Raw genomic sequence first — 20650 nt, forward strand, 5'->3', positions numbered from 1 at the left:
TTATTATTATGGAGTTTCATAATTTTTATTTTTAAGATCTAACGAATTTACTATAAATACAAATAAAAATCCAATTGCACATAGAAACTCTAACCAATTGAATGTGTGTTCTTTTAGCAATTCAGAAATAAAGTCAATGCTATTAGTAACAAATAATATCCCAAAAATGCATATGTTAAATTTCAATATTTTTAAACTTTCCATAATGTTCACCTCAATTTCCAAATTAATATATTATTATTTAGATATCATAATAATATATTAGTGAATATCTTTTCACCACACTATATTTCGTGGTTACAATTCTTTTATTTGTTCAATTCATCAGGTTTTTTTAGGAACTACATTAAATTCTGGTACAAAAAATGTTAATTCAGTTTTGCTCTACTCTTCCATAATACAGTTATGCCAAAACCAGCAGTAAGAATTAATCCCGCAAAAATATATGGAATATTAACATTTACATTAAATAAGATACCTCCCAGTGCTGGCCCTACCATATTTCCGAGGCTTGTATAAGTAGAATTCATCCCTCCGGCAAATCCTTGATTTTCTCCAGCTATTTTAGAAAGTAACGTTGTGATTGCCGGCCGAAGTAAGTCACATGCCAAAAAAACGATAAACGTTACAATCATAAGTGCCCAATAATTACTAATAAATGCAGACTCAAAAATATATATAGCAGCTATGAGTAGGCTACATTGAATGATTCTTTTTTCACCAAATTTTTTTACTAGTTTTTCAAAGAATAAGATTTGTACTACTACTCCTAATATGGCGCTTATTGCAATAATTGTTGATATATCCTTGGGCGTAAAACCAAACTTTTTATCAACAACAAAGCTAAACATATGTTCATAAGCTGATAAACCACATGCTAGAACAAAGACAAGTAATAGTGGGGTAAAGTATAAAGGGTGAAAAGATTGTTTAATTTCCTGTAAAAAGCTTATTTGTATTTTGTTATCTCTCATTTTATTTCGTTGCTCTTTAGACACAGGTTCTTTCAAAATGAATACTGAAAAACACGCAGCGATACCGGAAATCACAGCTGCAAAAAAGAACGGTGCACGTATGCCAAAATCAGATATAAATCCACCAATCCCAGGGCCAATGATGAACCCTGCACTGATAGATGCTGATAGATACCCTAATGCTTTTGCTCTGTTTTCTAATGAAGTTGTATCAGCTATAAAAGCAGTAACTGCCGGCATCATACATGCGGCACTAATACCGCCTAATGCTCTAGAAAGAAATAATACCCATATATGATTTCCAACTCCAAATAAAAATTCAGAGAAAGAAAAAAGGGATAATCCCAGTATAATCATTTTCTTTCGACCAAATGTATCTACCCATACTCCAGCAATAGGAGATGTTAGTAGTTGAACAAATGCAAACGTAGCAATTAAATATCCCATAATGTCAGTACCTAATTGTAATGTCTTCATATAAGATGGCATTATGGGAACAACAAGACCAATGCCTAAAAATACAATAAATAAATTGAATAATACTAAGGCTAAAGATAATTTTTTTCTGTTACCTACAATCATGTTACTTCCCTCATTCTATGGTTAGTTAAATACAATCGTAAAAAAACTTTTTATTGTACTAATAAGTAGTGTAAACATTCAAGTTACTTTAATGTCAATACAGTAAATACAAATATAGCTCTTCTGATGTTGGATCAGTAGATTCATAAGAAAACGTCATCCTTTCTCAGCTAACTTGTTTAGAAAGAATAACGTTTTTTATTATTTGGAGAGGAGGATACTTTTTTGAGTTGATGGGCATGATGCTACCCCTATTAGTTAAAAATTATAACAGTATAAAAATACATTAAGTTTTGCTTGAATTGAATCAAAATAAATTTCTTTTTCATTTATACGTTCAAAGTTTTGGCTGTCATAAAATCCATAGTTACATCTAGTATCTGTATATAAATATAAAGATTTCACATCCGTACTTTTCATATAATTAGACAAATGATTCATTAGAGCCTTTCCAACCCCAAGACCTCTAGATTCCCCTGATACAATAAATAACTGTACAGAACCTTGAAAATCATCTTCTTTTCCTTGTATAAGTTCTTTATATGTGTCTTGAACTTTTGAGAATTCTTTTATGAATTTTTTATTCTCCTTATTAGCCATGAGCACTTTAAGCATGGTATAGGCAAGACTTAAAGTATTATGAGCTTTCTTTAAACGATTTTTGTCTTTTTTTGAATCCCCCAAAATAACACCAATAATCTTATTGTTTTTTTCTGCTACTTTGCTAAATGAACTTCCTAAAATACAACTTTGTAGATAGATGTTTAATATTGAATCTAAAAATTTCCTATCTTTAATAAATTCATTGAAGCCAAATGCTTCACCAATCAATTCTTTAACAGATTCATAATCCTCTTTAACTAGACCTCTATACATTACTTCATCCATGTTTATAAACTCCCTTTTATATACGAATTAAAAAACCGACATAAAAACCCCCTTCTTTTTAGGCGGTCAGATGCAAGGTTTAATACAAAAGGAGTAAGCAAGTAGCGGTCATGTTGTATTTTCCATAGCAGCGATTTATATGTCGAAAAATTAAAATGTATATATATAGTATTGCAAATAGCTTATTATGATAATAAGGTCTCCTCTAAGGGGAGAGTCAATGAGAAAAAATATAAAGGAAGTGATTAGGGTGAAAAACTTATTTTCTATTGGGGAAGTTGCTAAAATGAAAGGCATTACAATAAAAGCGTTAAGATATTACCATAAAATAGGTATTCTCATTCCAAGATATATTGATGAAATAACAGGTTATAGATATTATTCTATAGATCAATTTATTTATATAGATATTATAAAAAATTGTAGAGAGTTAAGAACTAGTATAGTAGAACTTCAAGAGATTTTTAAAGACTGTAATACTGATAAATTACTAAAATTTTTACAATTAAAAAGATATGAAGCAGAAGAAAACATAAATAAAATGCAAGAAATAATCAAAAGCATTGATACCTTAAATACGCAGGTAGAGAATTCTAAGGATATATTAAATAATGATGAAATATCTATTAAATTCTTTGAACAGCGCTATGTAATTGTAGCACCATGTAAAGAAGTAGGAAGTTTAAAGGAGCTACTTTACTATTCAGACTTAGAGAAAATCATTCAAGATAAAGAGTGGAAAATGTCAATGGAAAGAGGAATCATATATAACTTTAATTCAGATGGTAATGTAGAACCAAAATATGTTTTTAGTGGATTTCAAGGGAATTCTAATATAGAAGTTGAACAAAATATAAAAATATTACCAAAGGGGAAGTATTTAACTTTAGCCTATAGTAAAGATAATGAGGAGGAACGTAGAAGAAAAATAGTTAAATATGTAAAAGAAAATAATTTAAAAATTAAAGGTTTTATTGAAGTGGAGTTATTTAATGATTTCTTCAATACAGAATCCTATAGTTGTCAAGTTCAAATGTTTATAGAAAATAATGAGGAAGTTGACTAAAGATAAGTAGGTATCACAACAGAAGACCTTTGGAACAGAGTGTTTAGCGACATTACGACCTGGCGACCTATGTATTCGGGGTTTAGGCTATTATTCACTGGACGATTTAGATCAAATGGACCAACGTGGCGTGTATTATATATCGCGGCTTAAATTAAATAATATGGTGTATATCAAAAATGAGTTTCCTGAATACTTTCGAAATGGGACAGTAAAAAAAACAGTCTCAGTACATCAAAGTTGATTTAGAACACATTATGAATATCTTAAAACCAGGGCAGTTCTATGAAATAACAGACGCTTATATTGGAAAGGATAAAAAAGCAGCTATTGCCTGTAACAATAGCTGCTTCTTTCATTACTTCGAGTTCACGATATTAAAGTAAGAACGAACTGTTAAGAAGTAATATCCAATATAAATAACGCCATACACACCGATACTCATTAATAACGGAATCAAGATTTCATATGGCATTAACGTTGATAAACCTTTTAACGCAAATAGGCTGTGGCAAATCCCTACTACTAATGGAATCGCGAAGATAAATCTTACTTGTTTCGCAATCGCTTTTTTCATTTCTTTTTTTGTAACTCCGACTTTGCGAAGTACTACGTAGCGATCACGGTCTGCACTTGCTTCTGTTAACTGTTTGAAGTAAATGATAGAACCTGTTGCTAGTAAGAACACAAGACCTAGGAAGAGACCAATGAACATCATTAAGCCCGTTGCTTCAAGCATGCCATGGAAACCGGTGTAGAAATCATTGAAAGGTACCGCAACTTCTGATTGTCCAGCTGGCATCACTTTCTTTAATTTTTCTGTCAGTACTTTACTATTCTTCTCATCTTTTACATCGATATTCTTAACGATGCGTGTTCCAGCTACTTTTTTCGCACTGTCATATACCTCATCTGGTACAACAACGAATAATTCACCTAAGTTCGTTAAGTTACGTCCTTCAGCACCTTTAATCGTTAATGTCTTTGTCTCATTGCCAATTGGGAATACCGCTTTATTCCCTTTATATATCGTACTAAATTCATGACCTTCTATATACATGCCATCAAATACGAACGCTTCGTTAGCCGCCAAACTTACAGCATCTACATCCATTTTTTTTGCAGTTTGATTGAAAGCTGATTGCGATACAAGCTGATATTTCTCTGTAACTAAGTAATTCGTATTCATACCCATATCTGCTTTTTCGCCTTCAAACTTTCCTTTAACAGAAACCATTTCAACTTCAACTTGATTCGTTACGGGATGATTTTGCTTCTCTTCATCCAAAATCGCATTTACTTTATTATCTAATACCGCATCTTTTTTCTCGTAAGAATAGCTGTACGGTGCATAATCCCTCGTTTGTTTAAATGTGTTGTAATACATCGTTACAGATGTCCCAACCGCTGTTAACGTAACGGCACTTAATACCGCAATTGTTGCTAGTGATTTTGCATTTCCTTTAATGCGGTATAACAACTGAGATGTTGTTACCATGTTCATTCCATTATAGAATGATGACTTCTTGTTTCTCGCTCTTTTTAATACGAACACTGTAAAGAACGTAAACAGTAAATACGTTCCAAGTACAGTTGCCAGTAGAATGTAAAAAGCAATCATCATAAAGTCAGCATATTTAACTGCCTGCATAAATGTCAGTGATAAGAAATAACCAGAACCGATTAAGAAGACTGAAATTAATGCCATAATAACCGATCCTTTTGGCATTGATTCACCTTCGCGCTCAGCATGGAAAAGTTCAATTAATTTGAAGCGATAAATTAAACGATAGCCTTGGAACGATGTGTATAGAATAATGACAAAAAAGATAAACGTTGTATCAATAACTGCACCCATCGGTACTTCAAAATGAACATTTAAGTTTAATCCCATCATGCTTACTAATAATTCAAGGAATAGCTTAGAAAATAGACTACCGATTGCAATCCCGATTACTAATGACATTAACCCCATCAACATATTTTCATAAAATAACATTTTACCAATTTGTTTTTTACGAATTCCTAGTAACGAATATAATCCAACTTCCTTTTTACGCTTACGTGTAAAGAAACCATTAGAATATATAATAAATACCGCAACGAAAATGATGAGCATTACACTTGAAACTTGGAAAGCACCGCTAATCTTCTTCGATCCTTCCGCTGCTTTTTCCATCTGCGAATTGTATTCTAGTGCCTTAAACGTAAAGTAAATAACAATACTAAAGATCATGGAAGCAAAGTATAGAAAATAATCTTTAAAATTCCGCTGTATATTGCGGAGGGCAATGCTAGATAACGTCATCTATTGCACCCCCGGAGATTGTGGACATCATGTCTAATACTTGTTGGAAGAATTGTTTACGCGTTAATTCTCCTCGGTGTAACTCTTTATATAACTCACCATCTTTAATGAAAATAACACGTTTGCAATAACTTGCTGCAAATGCATCATGTGTCACCATTAAGATTGTTGAATTATCGTATTCATTTAGTGATTTCATACTTTCTAATAAATCTGTTGCTGATTTTGAATCTAATGCACCTGTTGGCTCATCCCCAAAAATCATACTGGGGCTTGTAACAATCGCACGAGATGCTGCACAGCGCTGCTTCTGTCCACCGGATACTTGGTATGGAAATTGACTCAAAATATGATCAATGCCAAACTTCTTGGAAATCTCAAGAACGCGGCGATCAATTTCACTCGCTTTCACTTTTGATAACGCAAGTGGCAGTGCAATATTTTCTTTCACCGTTAACGTATCTAATAAGTTATAATCTTGGAAAATGAACCCTAAATGGTCACGACGAAACAACGCTAATTTATCATCATTCATTTTCACAATGTCTTTTCCATCAATTAAGATTTCACCGCTCGTTGCATTATCAATCGTAGAAAGAACATTTAATAATGTTGTTTTACCAGATCCGGACGGCCCCATAATCCCAACGAACTCGCCTTCTTGTACTTGTAAGTTAATCCCTTTTAACGCTTCAAATTTATTTCCACCAGTGTCATACACTTTTGTAATATTTTTCGCTTCTAATACTGTTTTCATCTCTATATCCCCCACTTCATCTCATTTCTATTCTGACTATATCTCACTTCTACTGTTGTCACTATCGATGTTTCTTACACAAACATGACAGTTATGTAAGAGCAACCAGCAGAAGAAACTAAACTTAACATGATGAAATAACTACTTTGTTACTATAGCATTCGGGTATAGAGGCATCTATTCATTCTCATTACATGAACCTTACAATTCTGTAAGGTAAAAAAAGCACCCATCTTATAAATGAGTGCTTTTTAGAATATAGTTACGATTCAATTATGAATTACAAACTTAGTACTAGCGTTTCACTTTATACTTTTTCTAGATTCATTGTTATACAGTAACGTGTTAATAATAGAAAGTGCTACAACAACTACAAAAGTAAATACCCTATAGTTCGATATAGTAACCGTACCTACTAGCAAGGCAGGTATGCCAGCCATAATCAAGCCTCCAAACATGCCAACAAAAGATCCCACACTCTGTTTCACTACTTGAGTTTCTGACTCCCAGTCATAATAAGCAAATCGATTATTAATAAAGACCCCCCATATCGCTGAAAAAAATGAATACGTTAGTGGGGTAATTACTATTAAAATAGAAGTCCAAACATCTGGTTTTAAACCTATAATCATAAGTATAGCGCTAATGACCGATGCAGGTATACTCAGCGAAAGGTTCATAAGAATCTTACTGTCATAAATAACTTTGGGTGTAAGAGGCAATGATTTGATGATCCATACATTTTTCCCCTCTAACGACAATGACACACAAGTTGTACATGTCATTGAAATCATTGCTGAAATCGCAAATGGTGCAATCCTTGGCAAAATCGTTTCGACTCCAGGATATCCTATTAATTGACTTGGTCCTACCACAACCACTGCGAGTGAGAAGGCCATTGCAATCACAACTCCCATACCAATATTTATCACATATATTGGAGAAGAAAAAAAACGCTTCCGTTCTTTTTTATATAATGCAACCAATACTTTTTCTTTTTTCATACTATCAATCTTATAATTTGAACGCATATGATACGTAGAAACGCCTGTGTTGATTTGCTTATATTTAAGAGAGAGTATTTTTACAAAGAGACAATACCAAATAATTGATATTCCAACAAATATGATAAAAGCTCCAATATCAGCATCCACAATTGCTTTTTGAAAAATGTTGGCGGGCGGATACACTTTAGTCAATTGCTCCGAAACGATTGCTCCAATCCCATTAAGATCATTAATACTATAGTTAGTATTTCTCATTTTTATCATGAAAAAGCTAAATATAACAATTACCATAAAACTTAAAATCGTAGTTACTCTATTCGCATTTCTAAATTTAGAAGCGATTGCCGTAATACATGCTCCAAAAACTGCCGCAATCGTTGTTGGAATTAAAGATGCTGTAAACAGACTTATGAACCACATAAAGTAGAAAGTGGCTGATGGTTTCGCATATATACAATAAACAACGCCCATTGGGAGCATGATTATGATTGAAAAGACCGTATTTAGCACATATAAATACAAAAATCTACTAGTAATAATAGTACTTACACGAATCGGTAATGACATCACGAAATCATAATCCTTAAAGGCAAAAAGCTCTCCATTCGCCTTAAACATGGTGAAAACCAAAGTTAATACACTGCTAAGAACTAATGCATAGACTGGAATGACTTCGCCTATCCCAAGTTTCACCAATCCATATGCTGTGGTTCCACAATATACCATCAACATTACACCAACAAGGGCAATAGTTGCTGAAATTAAAATTTTATTCTGCTTCTTTTTCTTATCTTTTTCATATTTAAAAGTATTTAGACCAAGCTGCGTTATCAGCCTGATTTTTAGAAGAGTTAGACAGTTATTTTTCATTATCAAGCACCTTCATAAAGAGCTCTTCCAATGAATTTTCCTTTATTAGAGACTTCACTTCCCCCGAAATTGCCAGTTTTCCTTTATTTATCATTGCTATCTTATTACATAATTTTTCCGCCACATCTAAGACATGGGTAGAGAAGAAAATAGCACTGCCTGTTTCACAAAGCTCCTTCATAATATTCTTCAATACGATAGCCGCCTTTGGATCAAGACCAACAAAAGGCTCATCCAAAACTAATAATTTCGGATTATGCAAAACTGCCGATATAATCGCTACTTTTTGTTTCATACCGTGTGAGTAGGAAGATATTAAATCTCCCAAATACGCCGTAATCTCAAAGGCATCTCCATATTTTTTTATACGTTCTTCCCTATCTTTTGCAGACACTCCAAAAACATCAGCAACAAAGTTCAAATATTGAATTCCTGTTAATTGTTCGTATAAATCTGGATTATCAGGAATATATGCCATTACTTTCTTACACGCAATAGGGTCCTTTTTTACTGAATGTCCATCAACAAAAATCTCTCCCTCTTCGAAATCTATAACACCCACTAACGACTTAATCGTCGTACTTTTCCCCGCACCATTGTGTCCGATAAATCCGAAAATATCTCCTGCTTGAACAGTAAGATTCAAATTATCTACTGCTTTCCTACCACCTTTGTATGTTTTGCTAAAATTTATGATTTCTAACATATTCTCTCCTCCAAACTATCTGCACTAGTATAGAATCAACTAAATATATTTAATTTACATTAAAAATATCTACTACTTAATGATCAAATATTAGTAAAGCACTTCTACAAAACTAAAATATCTTTTATCGAAATATTCCAACTTTAAAATCTACACCAATCTTTAATTAACCGTTAAATATGATGCTGTAAATTAGGCTTCTATCACAATAGAAGCCTAATTTATACAGTTATCAATATCTTTTTCACTATAATATTACCCGTTAAAATATAGAAAATATGAATACTAGCACGGCTGAGGCGTTACGAAATACCTACTTTTATTACTTCCAACCTACCCCAAAGTGCGGATACTCACTTATATTCTTATTTCTTCTTTATAAATGGAATATGATTTTATCGTTGAGATAATAACGCATAATAATATAGTTCCAACTGCACTAAACATATTGATAGGATCAGGAAATACTGCAGCAACATACATAAACATTGCCCCAATTACAAATACCTTTGAAGCAAATCGATGCGTTTTACGCCATACTTCTGGATTCTCTAATGTCCAATACATTCGAATTCCTACAAAACCATTTGGCTTTGTCTGCTGCATATAATTACCTACTACAAGAAATATCGTCCCTAATCCAAAATTAAATGCTATTGAACCTGAGACAATATATCCAGATGAAGCTAACACTGCGAATATATTACATCCAAAAACTACAAAAAGAATAGCATGATTTGTCATAGAAAGGGCTTTAGCATGTTGTTTATGATTACCCTTCGTTAAATCAATTCTCCCCATAAATATCCATATAATATAGAACAGTATCATGCTTCCTATTGAAACAGAGGCCGCCTCTACTTTAGAAAAATACCCATCTACTTCACCGGATATATTATAATGACGCGGAATCTGCTCTGGTAAATACGGCCAAGCAATATACCAACCAATTGCAACCGCAATAATGAAAATCCACGGAAACAAATACTTCTTCATCTTCCATCTCCCCCTTTATTCGTAAACGTAAACACCCAGGTTAATAAATCTTGAAAAACAGTCGTGTTTAAGGAATACACAACAAACTGTCCCCTTTTTTCATCTTGTATGAGCTCTGCATGCTTCAGTGCGTTTAAATGGTGGGAAATACTTGGTTTTGTCATATTAAAGTGTTCTGCAATTTCCCCAGCCGTTAAATCACTTTCTTTTAATAAGTCTAAAATTTTTCGCCTTGTTGGATCTGCCAATGCCTTAAATGCTTGATTCAATGTCTGTTCTTCCTTTCAATAATTAGACATTTAGATATTTATCTAAATAATAAAATGAAGAATCTGAATTGTCAATTGTATCCATGTTCTTTTTCTTTTTCTTTTTCCATTTTTAACCTATACTGTTTAAGGGCACCCCTTTCAACATAATGAAAAGACATGAAACACATGGTACACTATAGCTACAATTGTTTTGAGGAGGAAAACACATATGTACAAAATTTTAATCGTTGAAGACGATCCAAATATTTCATCTTTACTTCAAACTCACATTCAAAAATACGGCTATGATGCAGTCGTTGCTGATAATTTTGATGATGTTATGGTTTCTTTTAATGAAGTAAAACCACATCTTGTTCTATTAGATGTAAACTTACCAAAATTCGATGGCTTCTACTGGTGCCGTCAAATTCGTCATGAATCTACTTGTCCAATCATTTTCATTTCGGCTCGTGCTGGCGAAATGGAGCAAATTATGGCGATTGAGAGCGGGGCGGATGATTATATTACAAAGCCGTTCCACTATGATGTTGTTATGGCAAAAATTAAAGGCCAACTACGCCGCATTTACGGTGACTATGCCCCAAATGTTTCAGAACGTATTGTAGACGTAGCAGGTTTAAAATTATACCCTGAACGTCCAGAACTTCACTTCAGCACTGAGCAAGTATTACTAACAAAGAAAGAAGCAATTTTAGCGGAAATGTTGTTATCGAAACATCCTCGCACAGCAAGCCGTGAAGATTTATTGGCTGCACTTTGGGATGATGAAAGCTTCGTTGAAGAAAATACATTAAACGTAAATATTACGCGCCTTCGTAAAAAATTTACTGAACTTGGTATTGAAAATGCCATTGAAACAGTACGCGGATTAGGGTATCGTTTTAACGCAACTTGGAGTGAATAAGAATGAAATTATTTTTACGTGATCATTTTGCATTTTTTGTTCTTTATGCGTTAAACTTTGGTATCATTTTTATTCTTTATGATGCAGTCGATGGATTTCAGAACAATAAATTTTACTTTATTGTTTTAAGTATGTACTTATTCATCTGTTTCCTTGCTTATCGCTATGTCCGTAATCGCAGATTATACAATCGATTAAGCGAACCACCTGAAAAAATGGAAGATGTATTTATTGAAAGAGCAACAGCTCCCCTGCCTCATGGTGTAAATGAGCTTGTTCGTACGCAATATCGTCTTTTCCAAAAAGAATTGCAATCATATGAAGTAAAACAACAAGAGCATCAATTATTTATTAACCACTGGGTGCACCAAATGAAAACACCCGTTTCAGTTATGCAGCTTATGGTGCTTGAAATGGAAGATGAGCACCTCATTCCAAAGTATAAACAAGAACTGGAAAAGTTAAATCAAGGACTTGATATGGCATTATATATGGCACGATTAAATAACTTCCATGAAGATTTTCATGTGGAAACTATTTCATTAAAAGATGCCGTAACAAAAAATATAAACAGTTTAAAAGAACTGTTCATTCGGAATGGTGTCTTTCCTGTTTTGGAAGTCCATTCAGATTTGAGGGTGGCTTCTGATGCGAAATGGTTAAAGTTTATTATTTATCAATTAATGACAAATGCTGTTCGCTATTCTGGGGAAAGAGGAAAGAAAGTATTCTTATCTGCTTACCAAAACAGCAAAGATATCATTTTAGAAGTTCGTGATGAAGGTATCGGTATCCCGCAGGAAGATATTCGAAGAGTATTTGAACCATTTTATACAGGAAAAAATGGACGTATCTTTGGAGAATCTACTGGTATGGGACTTTATATTGTAAGTAAAATTTGCTCTTATTTAGGACATTCTGTGAAATTAGAATCCGAAGTAGACAAAGGTACAAGCATCAAAATCATCTTCCATAACGCTGCGAACAATCAAGTGAATGGGCATGAAAGGTGATACATTGATGAAAATAAAACACTTGGTAAAAATGTATGAGAAATCACTCTCATACATTTTTTACAACACATGTAAAAATTTTTTTTACCGGGGAGGCATACATTATGACTTTTTGGCAGTTTGCATTTAAAAATGTTTCTCGTAACTCCCGGGCTTATTTTGCTTATTTCTTAAGCAGTTCATTTTCAATTGCTATTTTCTTTTCGTTTGCAGTCTATTTATTCCATCCTCGATTACAAAACTTTGGATCTATGAACGAAGTTGCGGGATTAATGATATTTTCAGAAGTGGTCATTGTGTTCTTTTCCTTTTTCTTTCTGCTTTATTCCATCGGTACTTTCTTAAAAGTTCGTAAAAAACAATTTGGAGTTTTAACCGTTTTAGGAATATCGAGAAAGCAATTGAAACGTCTTGTTTTCATGGAGAATATGTTAATTGGAGTATTATCTATCTTTTTTGGAATGCAATTGGGACTTGTTTTTTCACAGTTTTTCTTATTAGTCACAGCGAAGATTACACATGTTCCAGGACTGTATTTATATTGGCCAACAGGTGCCATCATTTTAACAGCAGCCATCTTTCTTGGACTCTTTATCTTTGTTTCTGCTTTTACTCCCATGCTCATTCGCACAAGGAAAGCTGTACGTCTTTTAAAAGAAGGAAACATGAAGCAAAAAGAGAGAAAACCATCTATACTGATTTCTCTTTTTGGAGCTACATGTTTACTGTCTGGATATATATTAGCAGGGAATCCAAAATATTTTATATCACTAGGTACTGAAATAGGTGCTATATACATTGTCTCTAGTATTTTTGTCATTCCAACACTTGTAGCAATCGGAACATACTTTTTCTTTTCACAAATTAGCTTCCTGCTCATTCGGATTTTGAAAACGAGACGGAAATTTTATATGAAACGAATTAATATGCTTTGGATTTCAGATTTGGCAAGCCGCATTCGAACAAATATTAATATGCTGTTTATTGTAGCGATGCTATCTACTCTTGCATTTACAATGATTACATTCATATATGGGTTTGGGAAATTTATAAAATTTGATGCAACCCAAAATAAACCTTTCCCATTTACCTATCTCTCATACGATGCAAATCCAATGGCCTCTCAACATATAGACTGGTTAGAACAACGATTGAGTCAAGAGGACTTTACATATAAAACATACAAAACCGATTTATATGCAGTATCATTGGAAGAAGATGAACTGACTCCATATAGAAGAGATGCGTATGTATTAAAGCAAAGTGACTATAACAAGCTTGCTACTGCTTTAAATCTCAAGCACCTTTCTGTAAAGGATAATGAAACATACATCCTCCCTGGACATGGATATCAAAGCCTATTGGGTCCACTGGAAGAAAGGTTCAAACAAAAAAGCATTACACTTTCTCAAAATTCCTTTCCCTTACATGTAAAAGGATATGAAGATTTTAGTATAATCCCAACTGGAATGACATCACAATTGTTAATTTTATCTAACGATACAGTACGTTCCTTATCTAGTAGCATAAAACATATGGAACTGTATAGCATTCAAGTACAAAATTGGGAGCAAACACACGAAATCGCAGCGGAGTTTATAACAAAATTGGAGAAAGACCGAAAGAGTATCACATCTGAAGAACCTTTATTTATAGGGATAGAAGCTAGTAATTCACTATACGAAATCAAATTAGGAGCTGCTTCATTCTTCTTTATCGGTACTTTCCTTGGTGTTATTTTCTTTATTGGTGCCGGAAGTGTACTTTACTTCCGTATGTATACGGATTTAACGAATGAACAGGAAAAATATATTACGATTACAAAAATTGGTTTGACGGAATCTGAAATGAAACGATCTGCTACCATTCAGCTGGCCATCTTATTTTTTGTTCCGTACATTATGGCTTCCATCCATACGATATTTGCCACAAAAATGTTACAGGAAGTCATAAATATATCATTATTTGCTGAGGTTACAGTTGTCCTTATGATTTTTGGCACGGTTGAAATTATCTTTTTCTTGTTAATTCGTTCCCTATATATGCAAAAACTATCTCAACATATTAAGCTTTAAGAAATAGAAAGGTGAGTTTTATGGAAGAAGTATTACACATTCAAAATGTCTCAAAAGTGTATGAGGGAAAAGTCCCTCATACCGCTTTAAAAAATATTAATTTACATGTAGATAAAGGTGAGTTTGTCGCAATTATGGGGCCGTCAGGAAGCGGTAAATCTACTTTATTAAATGTAATTTCAACAATTGATACTCCTACATCGGGTGAAGTTTTTATTAACGGAAAACAACCGCACACTTTTCGCAGAGAGAAACTCGCGATTTTCCGCAGGCAAGAATTAGGATTTGTCTTTCAAAATTTTAATTTATTAGATACGTTAACAATCGGTGAGAATATTGTATTGCCATTAACATTAGACAATGTTCCCCTTAAAGAAATGGATGAGAAGCTCGATATTATTTCAAAGAAACTTGGAATTGATCACATTTTAAACAAAAGAATTTTTGAGGTTTCTGGTGGACAGGCCCAGCGTGCTGCTGTAGCTCGCGCTGTTATTCATAACCCTTCTTTATTACTCGCTGATGAACCAACAGGAAATTTAGATTCCAAGGCTGCTATCGATGTAATGGAGCTTTTTACAAAGTTAAATAAAGAAGAACAGGCTACTATTTTAATGGTAACACATGATCCATTTGCGGCTAGCTACTGCAACCGTATCATTTTTATTAAAGACGGAGGACTGTATAACGAATTACACCGTGGCCTGCATCGTGAAAAGTTTTATCAAGAAATTCTAGATGTGTTAGCGCTACTAGGAGGACGACGTGGATGACATTTTGGCAGTTTGCATTTAAAAATGTCACACGTAACTCCCAAGCATATTTCGCCTATTTTGTAAGCAGTGCCTTTTCGATTATGGTTTTCTTTTCGTTTGCTGTATATGTATATCATCCGCAATTACAAGGCTTACAAGATTTTCGAGAGCGAGGACCTCTTATGAATTTAATTGGGACGGCCCAATTTGTCATCGTCATGTTCTCGTTCTTTTTTCTCCTTTATTCTATCGGGACATTTTTAAAAGTACGTAAAAAACAATTTGGCATTTTAACGATTCTCGGTATTTCAAAGAAACAACTAAAGCGACTTGTTTTTATGGAAAATATGATAATCGGGTTATTATCGATTTTTGTTGGTATTCAGGTTGGGCTTGTCTTTTCTAACTTTTTTCTATTGATTACCTCAAAATTAACCGGTGCAAAAGGACTATATTTATATTGGCCAACAGAGGCCATTACAATGACAACCATTACATTTATTATCTTATTCTTTATCGTTTCTACATTTACCCCTATATTAATTCGCACACGTAAAACAGTGCGTTTAACAAAAGGGGATATCCAAAATAAAAAAGAGAAAAGACCTTCTATCATCATTTCTCTTTTTGGTTTAACTTGTTTAGGGGCATGTTATTATATTGCAGGATTCCCGCAAAATTATATAACAGAAGAAAGTATTAAAAACGGCACTGCCTTTCTTACAATCTTCGCCATTTTGCCACTGGTAACAATCGGAACCTATTTACTATTTTCACAAACCCTTTTTCTTTTCATTTGGCTATTGAAAAAGAGACGCCGTTTCTACATGAAACAAATTAATATGCTTTGGATCTCTGATTTAGCGGCACGTACCCGTGGCAATATTAATATGCTCTTCATTGTAACAATGCTATCCGCACTTGCTTTTACAATTATTACATCACTGTTTGCAATGCACAATTACACAAAGGAATCTATTCTAGAAGAGTATCCAATGCCTTTCACGTATATATCTAATAGCGAAAATCCATTAGAAGAAAAGCATACTGCTACAATTGAAAAAGAACTAACGAATCATCAATTTCAATATAAAAAGCATAGGTCTGTTGTTCTAAAAGATAAAGCTTTCGAAAATGATATTATGATTATGAAAGAAAGTGATTATAATACCCTTTCTAGACTACTAAACAGACCGGGGATCCAACTGAACGAAACGGAAACGTATGTTATCTCTAAATTTTCACCGACTACGTTAAATTTATTTACAAACCCTTTTCTAAAAAGAGAAACTATTACAATAGAATCTAATAAAAAAACATTTCATATAAAAGGCTTTTCCGAACAAACACTTGAGCCACAATTTGCACTTCCTCAAATGATTGTTATGCAAGATAATGTAGTTGAGACGATGATTCCTCATATCGAAACTGTGACAATCTATAATTATGTAGTTGAAGATTGGGAAAATACACTTTTACCTACAAAAAATATATTAAAAGTTATTAATCAAGACGGAAATAATATTTCTAAACCTGAAGAACAAGAGGACGGCACACAAAAAGAACCTCCATTCCGTATTTTCACAGCTAGTGATGAACTACATCATGCTAAACAAAGCAATGTCGCCGATTTCTTTATCGGTACGTTTCTCGGTGTCATCTTCTTTATTGGAGCAGCTAGTGTACTCTACTTCCGGATGTACACTGATCTAACGAGAGAAGAAGAGAAATATATTACAATTACAAAGATCGGCTTACAAGCAACAGAGATGGTTCGTTCAGCTACGATTCAGCTTGCTATTTTATTCTTTGTTCCTTATATCATCGCTTCGATTCACACGATATTTGCTATTAAATTTTTACAAAGTACACTCGCACTTCCATTAGCAAAAGAATTGATATTTGTTTTCGTATTGTTCGGTATAGTCGAGATCATTTTCTTTTTCTTCATTCGTTCACTTTATATCAAAAAATTATCACAGCGTATTAAACTGTGAATAAAATAGCCTTGTGCACACTGCACAAGGCTATTTTCTATAGTTTTTAGATTAGCAACAGTAACCGCCATAACCGCCGCCATAACCGCCGCCGTAACCGCCGTAACCACAGCCGCCACCACCGAAGCAGCTAGCACCGATGATAATTAATAAAATAAACAATACAATTAGAAGCGCAAAGCCACCGCCGAAGCCGTGTCTTATGTGTCTGTCATCGCATCTGTGATCGTGCCTGTGTTCGCGTCTATGTTCGCGTCTGTGTTCGTGTCTATCATCGTGTCTGTCATCAAACTTTTCACTCATTACTCTATTCCTCCTTTAGTATCATTCATATAACAAGGGGATCCTATCATGTTCTAAATGAGCGGATTCAATGTATATTATGTTTACAAAGGAAATAGGAAGCTTGTTTTTCCCAAAAACAGGCTCATTTCGTTAAAAGATACGACAGTGCCCTGGACTTATGAATAAAGTAAAATTTCCATCAGTGGGGATGAAGAAAATATAAAGGCCTACGATGTTAAATCATCGTAGGCTCTTTATATACGCTGCACAAACAGCTTTCCTTCTCGAAATATACGCTTCTTTAATTGTTCATTAGAGAGCGTATTTACATGAACTACATCAATTTTATATCTTCCCTCTATATCTTCCATTAATTGAAGCCATAGCCATTGAAACTCCTTAGTACTACAATCGGTTGTTTCAATAGCAATATCATAATCAGACTTCTTTGTCGCTTCCTTTCGTGCATGAGAACCAAAAATATATGCAATTTTTACAAATGGCGTCGCTAATAGACGTACCTGTATATTGCGGAATATTTTTTCCTGCTCTTGCATGACTTCACCTCTCACATACAATGCGTTGCTTTGTGATTTCTTCTAGTCTTACCCGGTTTACTTCATATCCAAACCCAGCTTTCTCAGGTACAAGAACCTTTCCACCTTGCAACATCACTTCAGGCGTAATAATATCTTGTTCCCAATGCCTACTAGAAGCAGAAATATCACCTGGAATTGTAAAGTTCGGCAAAGATGCTAAAGCAATGTTTTGTGCACGTGAAATTCCCATCTCCACCATACCGCCGCACCAAACAGGTATATCATGCTGCTGACAATAATCATGAATTTGAATCGACTCTGTTAATCCACCAACTCGTCCAGGTTTAATGTTCACAATACGGCAGCTCCCAAGTGTAATTGCTACTCTTACGTCTCCTAGGCTATGAATACTCTCATCTAAGCAAATCGGTGTTTCTATCTGCTTTTGTAGTTTGGCATGATCAAGAAAATCGTTATCCTCTAAAGGCTGCTCAATCATCATTAATTGGAACTCATCTAACCTCTTTAATTGCTCAATATCCGCTAACGTATACGCTGAATTTGCATCGGCCATTAATGGAATCTCTGGAAAGACCCTCCTGATTTCCTTCAGCAACTCATAATCAAGGTCCGGCTTTATTTTCACTTTAAAACGCCCATAGCCTTCTTCTGCATATGCTTCAATTCGATTTAACATATTGGGAACGGTATCTAAACCAATCACAACACCGACTTCGATTTCTCGTTGTGTACCACCAAGAACTGTAGCCAATGATTGATTTTGACGTTTCGCATATAAATCCCATATAGCACCTTCTACACCCGCTTTTGCCATCCGATTACGTTTTATATGGTGGAAGACATGAGGTATTTCTTTCGGATGTGTAATCTCAGCTCCCGATAGAGCCGGCAATAAAAAATCTTGCAGCATGTGAAGCGCTGTCGTCACCGTTTCTTCTGTATACCATGGTTCTGAAAAAGCAACTACCTCTCCAAAGCCGATGTATCCATCCGTATCTTCTAGTTCAATTACAATGCTCTCACGCGTTTTATATGTTCCGTAACTTGCTGCAAAAGGAATCACAAGAGGCATTTCTGTTATATAAAGCGTCGCCTTTTTTATTCTCATCTACATTTCCTCCAGTAACTGCCGCAATTCCCGTCTTAGTAATTTTTTTGAAGCGTTACGTGGTAACTCAGATAAGAAATACACTTCTTTTGGTATTTTATATCGTGCTAACTTTTCTTCACAAAATTGAATGACTTCTTCTTCGGTTACATGCTCTGTTTTGACGATAAAGACAACGGGTACTTGTCCCCACTTTTCATCCGGTTTTCCAACAACACCCGCTTCACCAACTGCAGAATGAGCAAGCAAAACTTCTTCAATTTGTGCGGGATAAATATTTTCTCCGCCTGAAATAATTAAATCACTGCGGCGATCTAGTACATATAGGAAGCCCTCTTCATCCAAATACCCAAGATCGCCAGTATGAAGCCAACCATCTCGCACTGTTTCACGAGTTGCCTCTTCACGTTTAAAATAACCACTCGTCACGTTCGGGCCTTTTACAACAATTTCCCCTTCAACGTGAGATAGGACCAATTCTCCATCATTTTCAATGCGAAGTTGGCATGGAAAAAGTGGTTTTCCTGCTGAACCAACTTTCGTTAACATATAATCAGCTGCCAACGTACAAATTTGCGAAGATGTTTCCGTCATACCATACGTTTGATACACCGGAATCCCTTTGTCTACACATGTCTCTAATAACGGTCTAGGCGCCGGTCCTCCGCCTAATAATACGCACCGTAAGGATTTTGGATATGTGTCCTCTTGCAGCCTCTCTAATAGGTCTGTCAGCATTTTAGAGACGACAGATATCATCGTAACCCCTCGCGTCTGCAAAGCGGTATGAATAAAGTCTGGGTCGTAGTTCGGAACAAGTAAAATACGCATGCCATATATTATATTTTTCATTAAAAGGGATAATCCACCTACATGAAAGAGCGGTAGACATGCTAACCAACAATCCTCTTCACGAAGCCCTAAATTAAGAGATGATCCAACTGCACTCGCCCAATGATTACCGTATGTCAATATAACGCCTTTTGGTTTTCCCGTTGTACCTGATGTATAGATAATCGTCATAGCCTGCTCTAAAGAAAATTCCGTTTGCACGCTCGCCGCTTGCTTCGGCCCTCTTACTAATTCTACAAATGAATATACAGGTACTTGTTTCGTCTCAAATTCTTGATCTGTCAGTAAACAAAACACTTCAGCATCTTCCATTTGCCAAAGTAGCTCTTCTCTTGAAAGACGTGTATTTAGTAATACAGCAACCGTCCCCATATAAGATAGGGCGTGAATGACCGTAATCATCTCCATACTATTTTTCATCAGAACAGCCACTTTTGTACCTTTTTCTACATGCAAATGTGAAAGGTGTTCACAAACGGATAATACTTTCTCATGCAGTTCTAAAAATGTGATAATTTCCTCTTTTGCTTCAATTGCAGTGCGCTCTGGTGTTAAAAATGCACGTTGCATCAACCAATTGGGCATCGTCTCCATTATATAATCTCCTTTCATTACAGAAAGAGACTTGATGTAAATTCATCAAGTCTCTTGTTTTTTGGTTCTGCTTTTAATCTA

The 20650-nt window shown here is 34.6% G+C and carries 18 protein-coding genes and 1 pseudogene; 7 read left to right on the plus strand and 12 right to left on the minus strand.

All coding sequences use genetic code 11. The annotated features are described in order from the left end of the window. Positions 1-368: 368 nt before the first annotated feature. A complete protein-coding gene (locus QUF99_RS25040) occupies positions 369-1556 on the minus strand; it encodes an MFS transporter (RefSeq protein ID WP_289373733.1) in 1188 nt (395 codons plus the stop codon). A 258-nt stretch (positions 1557-1814) separates the two neighbouring features. Then, complete coding sequence (locus QUF99_RS25045) at positions 1815-2444, minus strand: GNAT family N-acetyltransferase (RefSeq protein ID WP_289373735.1); 630 nt, start codon at positions 2442-2444, stop codon at positions 1815-1817. Between the two features lie 220 nt (positions 2445-2664). On the opposite strand from QUF99_RS25045, the gene QUF99_RS25050 reads away from it, so the two are divergent. Together QUF99_RS25050 and QUF99_RS25055 are read left to right on the plus strand one after the other, a co-directional pair. Next, a complete protein-coding gene (locus QUF99_RS25050; RefSeq protein WP_289373737.1) occupies positions 2665-3510 on the plus strand; it encodes a MerR family transcriptional regulator in 846 nt (281 codons plus the stop codon). A 13-nt stretch (positions 3511-3523) separates the two neighbouring features. Then, a pseudogene (locus QUF99_RS25055) lies at positions 3524-3833 on the plus strand (transposase); the annotation flags it as partial. Positions 3834-3868: 35 nt separating this feature from the next. Here QUF99_RS25055 and QUF99_RS25060 read toward each other — a convergent pair. From QUF99_RS25060 to QUF99_RS25085, 6 genes are all read right to left on the minus strand, one after another. Then, positions 3869-5818 carry an FtsX-like permease family protein gene (locus QUF99_RS25060; RefSeq protein WP_289373739.1) on the minus strand — a complete coding sequence of 650 codons (1950 nt, stop codon included), beginning with the start codon at positions 5816-5818 and terminating at the stop codon, positions 3869-3871. Continuing rightward, a complete protein-coding gene (locus QUF99_RS25065) occupies positions 5805-6575 on the minus strand; it encodes an ABC transporter ATP-binding protein (RefSeq protein WP_289373740.1) in 771 nt (256 codons plus the stop codon). Before QUF99_RS25065 ends, QUF99_RS25060 begins: the two co-directional genes overlap by 14 nt. Before the next feature lie 302 nt (positions 6576-6877). Then, positions 6878-8452, minus strand: coding sequence for a putative ABC transporter permease subunit (locus QUF99_RS25070; protein ID WP_289373741.1), 1575 nt, complete (start codon positions 8450-8452; stop codon positions 6878-6880). Continuing rightward, the gene (locus QUF99_RS25075; RefSeq protein ID WP_289373742.1) at positions 8442-9158 is read right to left on the minus strand and encodes an ABC transporter ATP-binding protein; all 717 of its coding nucleotides are present in this window, start codon (positions 9156-9158) and stop codon (positions 8442-8444) included. Before QUF99_RS25075 ends, QUF99_RS25070 begins: the two co-directional genes overlap by 11 nt. 357 nt (positions 9159-9515) lie before the next feature. Next, positions 9516-10154: an SdpI family protein gene (locus tag QUF99_RS25080; protein WP_289373744.1), complete on the minus strand. Its 639-nt coding sequence runs from the start codon at positions 10152-10154 to the stop codon at positions 9516-9518. Further along, entirely contained in the window at positions 10151-10423 is a 273-nt protein-coding gene (locus QUF99_RS25085; RefSeq protein WP_289373746.1) for an autorepressor SdpR family transcription factor, read from the minus strand. Before QUF99_RS25085 ends, QUF99_RS25080 begins: the two co-directional genes overlap by 4 nt. Before the next feature lie 211 nt (positions 10424-10634). Between QUF99_RS25085 and QUF99_RS25090 the strand changes: the two genes are divergently transcribed. From QUF99_RS25090 to QUF99_RS25110, 5 genes are all read left to right on the plus strand, one after another. Continuing rightward, entirely contained in the window at positions 10635-11330 is a 696-nt protein-coding gene (locus tag QUF99_RS25090; RefSeq protein ID WP_289373749.1) for a response regulator transcription factor, read from the plus strand. Positions 11331-11332: 2 nt separating this feature from the next. After that, positions 11333-12343 (plus strand): sensor histidine kinase, encoded by a 1011-nt coding sequence (locus QUF99_RS25095; RefSeq protein ID WP_289373751.1) that lies wholly within the window; start codon positions 11333-11335, stop codon positions 12341-12343. A 104-nt stretch (positions 12344-12447) separates the two neighbouring features. Next, positions 12448-14418: an ABC transporter permease gene (locus QUF99_RS25100; protein ID WP_289373753.1), complete on the plus strand. Its 1971-nt coding sequence runs from the start codon at positions 12448-12450 to the stop codon at positions 14416-14418. A 20-nt stretch (positions 14419-14438) separates the two neighbouring features. Beyond that, the gene (locus QUF99_RS25105) at positions 14439-15191 is read left to right on the plus strand and encodes an ABC transporter ATP-binding protein (protein ID WP_289373755.1); all 753 of its coding nucleotides are present in this window, start codon (positions 14439-14441) and stop codon (positions 15189-15191) included. Further along, positions 15188-17170: an FtsX-like permease family protein gene (locus QUF99_RS25110; protein WP_289373756.1), complete on the plus strand. Its 1983-nt coding sequence runs from the start codon at positions 15188-15190 to the stop codon at positions 17168-17170. Before QUF99_RS25105 ends, QUF99_RS25110 begins: the two co-directional genes overlap by 4 nt. A 51-nt stretch (positions 17171-17221) precedes the next feature. On the opposite strand, the gene QUF99_RS28785 is transcribed toward QUF99_RS25110, so the two are convergent. The 4 genes from QUF99_RS28785 to QUF99_RS25130 all read right to left on the minus strand — a co-directional run bounded on the left by QUF99_RS28785 (position 17222) and on the right by QUF99_RS25130 (position 20569). Continuing rightward, positions 17222-17374 (minus strand): YjcZ family sporulation protein, encoded by a 153-nt coding sequence (locus QUF99_RS28785; protein ID WP_483298643.1) that lies wholly within the window; start codon positions 17372-17374, stop codon positions 17222-17224. Between the two features lie 335 nt (positions 17375-17709). Then, positions 17710-18012, minus strand: a complete 303-nt coding sequence (locus tag QUF99_RS25120; RefSeq protein WP_289373758.1) for a nucleotidyltransferase domain-containing protein — start codon at positions 18010-18012, stop codon at positions 17710-17712. Positions 18013-18016: 4 nt separating this feature from the next. Beyond that, positions 18017-19123, minus strand: coding sequence for an o-succinylbenzoate synthase (gene menC / locus QUF99_RS25125; protein ID WP_289373760.1), 1107 nt, complete (start codon positions 19121-19123; stop codon positions 18017-18019). Next, positions 19124-20569 (minus strand): o-succinylbenzoate--CoA ligase, encoded by a 1446-nt coding sequence (locus tag QUF99_RS25130; protein WP_289373762.1) that lies wholly within the window; start codon positions 20567-20569, stop codon positions 19124-19126. Positions 20570-20650: the final 81 nt, after the last annotated feature.

This window comes from Bacillus sp. DX4.1 (genome assembly GCF_030348195.1).
Lineage (GTDB): Bacteria > Bacillota > Bacilli > Bacillales > Bacillaceae_G > Bacillus_A.

Coding starts and splice junctions, on each gene's coding strand:
- QUF99_RS25040 (WP_289373733.1), bottom strand. CDS start 1,556: ATGATTGTAGGTAACAGAAAAAAATTATCTTTAGCCTTAGTATTATTC.
- QUF99_RS25045 (WP_289373735.1), bottom strand. CDS start 2,444: ATGGATGAAGTAATGTATAGAGGTCTAGTTAAAGAGGATTATGAATCT.
- QUF99_RS25050 (WP_289373737.1), top strand. CDS start 2,665: ATGAGAAAAAATATAAAGGAAGTGATTAGGGTGAAAAACTTATTTTCT.
- QUF99_RS25060 (WP_289373739.1), bottom strand. CDS start 5,818: ATGACGTTATCTAGCATTGCCCTCCGCAATATACAGCGGAATTTTAAA.
- QUF99_RS25065 (WP_289373740.1), bottom strand. CDS start 6,575: ATGAAAACAGTATTAGAAGCGAAAAATATTACAAAAGTGTATGACACT.
- QUF99_RS25070 (WP_289373741.1), bottom strand. CDS start 8,452: ATGAAAAATAACTGTCTAACTCTTCTAAAAATCAGGCTGATAACGCAG.
- QUF99_RS25075 (WP_289373742.1), bottom strand. CDS start 9,158: ATGTTAGAAATCATAAATTTTAGCAAAACATACAAAGGTGGTAGGAAA.
- QUF99_RS25080 (WP_289373744.1), bottom strand. CDS start 10,154: ATGAAGAAGTATTTGTTTCCGTGGATTTTCATTATTGCGGTTGCAATT.
- QUF99_RS25090 (WP_289373749.1), top strand. CDS start 10,635: ATGTACAAAATTTTAATCGTTGAAGACGATCCAAATATTTCATCTTTA.
- QUF99_RS25095 (WP_289373751.1), top strand. CDS start 11,333: ATGAAATTATTTTTACGTGATCATTTTGCATTTTTTGTTCTTTATGCG.
- QUF99_RS25100 (WP_289373753.1), top strand. CDS start 12,448: ATGACTTTTTGGCAGTTTGCATTTAAAAATGTTTCTCGTAACTCCCGG.
- QUF99_RS25105 (WP_289373755.1), top strand. CDS start 14,439: ATGGAAGAAGTATTACACATTCAAAATGTCTCAAAAGTGTATGAGGGA.
- QUF99_RS25110 (WP_289373756.1), top strand. CDS start 15,188: ATGACATTTTGGCAGTTTGCATTTAAAAATGTCACACGTAACTCCCAA.
- QUF99_RS25120 (WP_289373758.1), bottom strand. CDS start 18,012: ATGCAAGAGCAGGAAAAAATATTCCGCAATATACAGGTACGTCTATTA.
- menC (WP_289373760.1), bottom strand. CDS start 19,123: ATGAGAATAAAAAAGGCGACGCTTTATATAACAGAAATGCCTCTTGTG.
- QUF99_RS25130 (WP_289373762.1), bottom strand. CDS start 20,569: ATGGAGACGATGCCCAATTGGTTGATGCAACGTGCATTTTTAACACCA.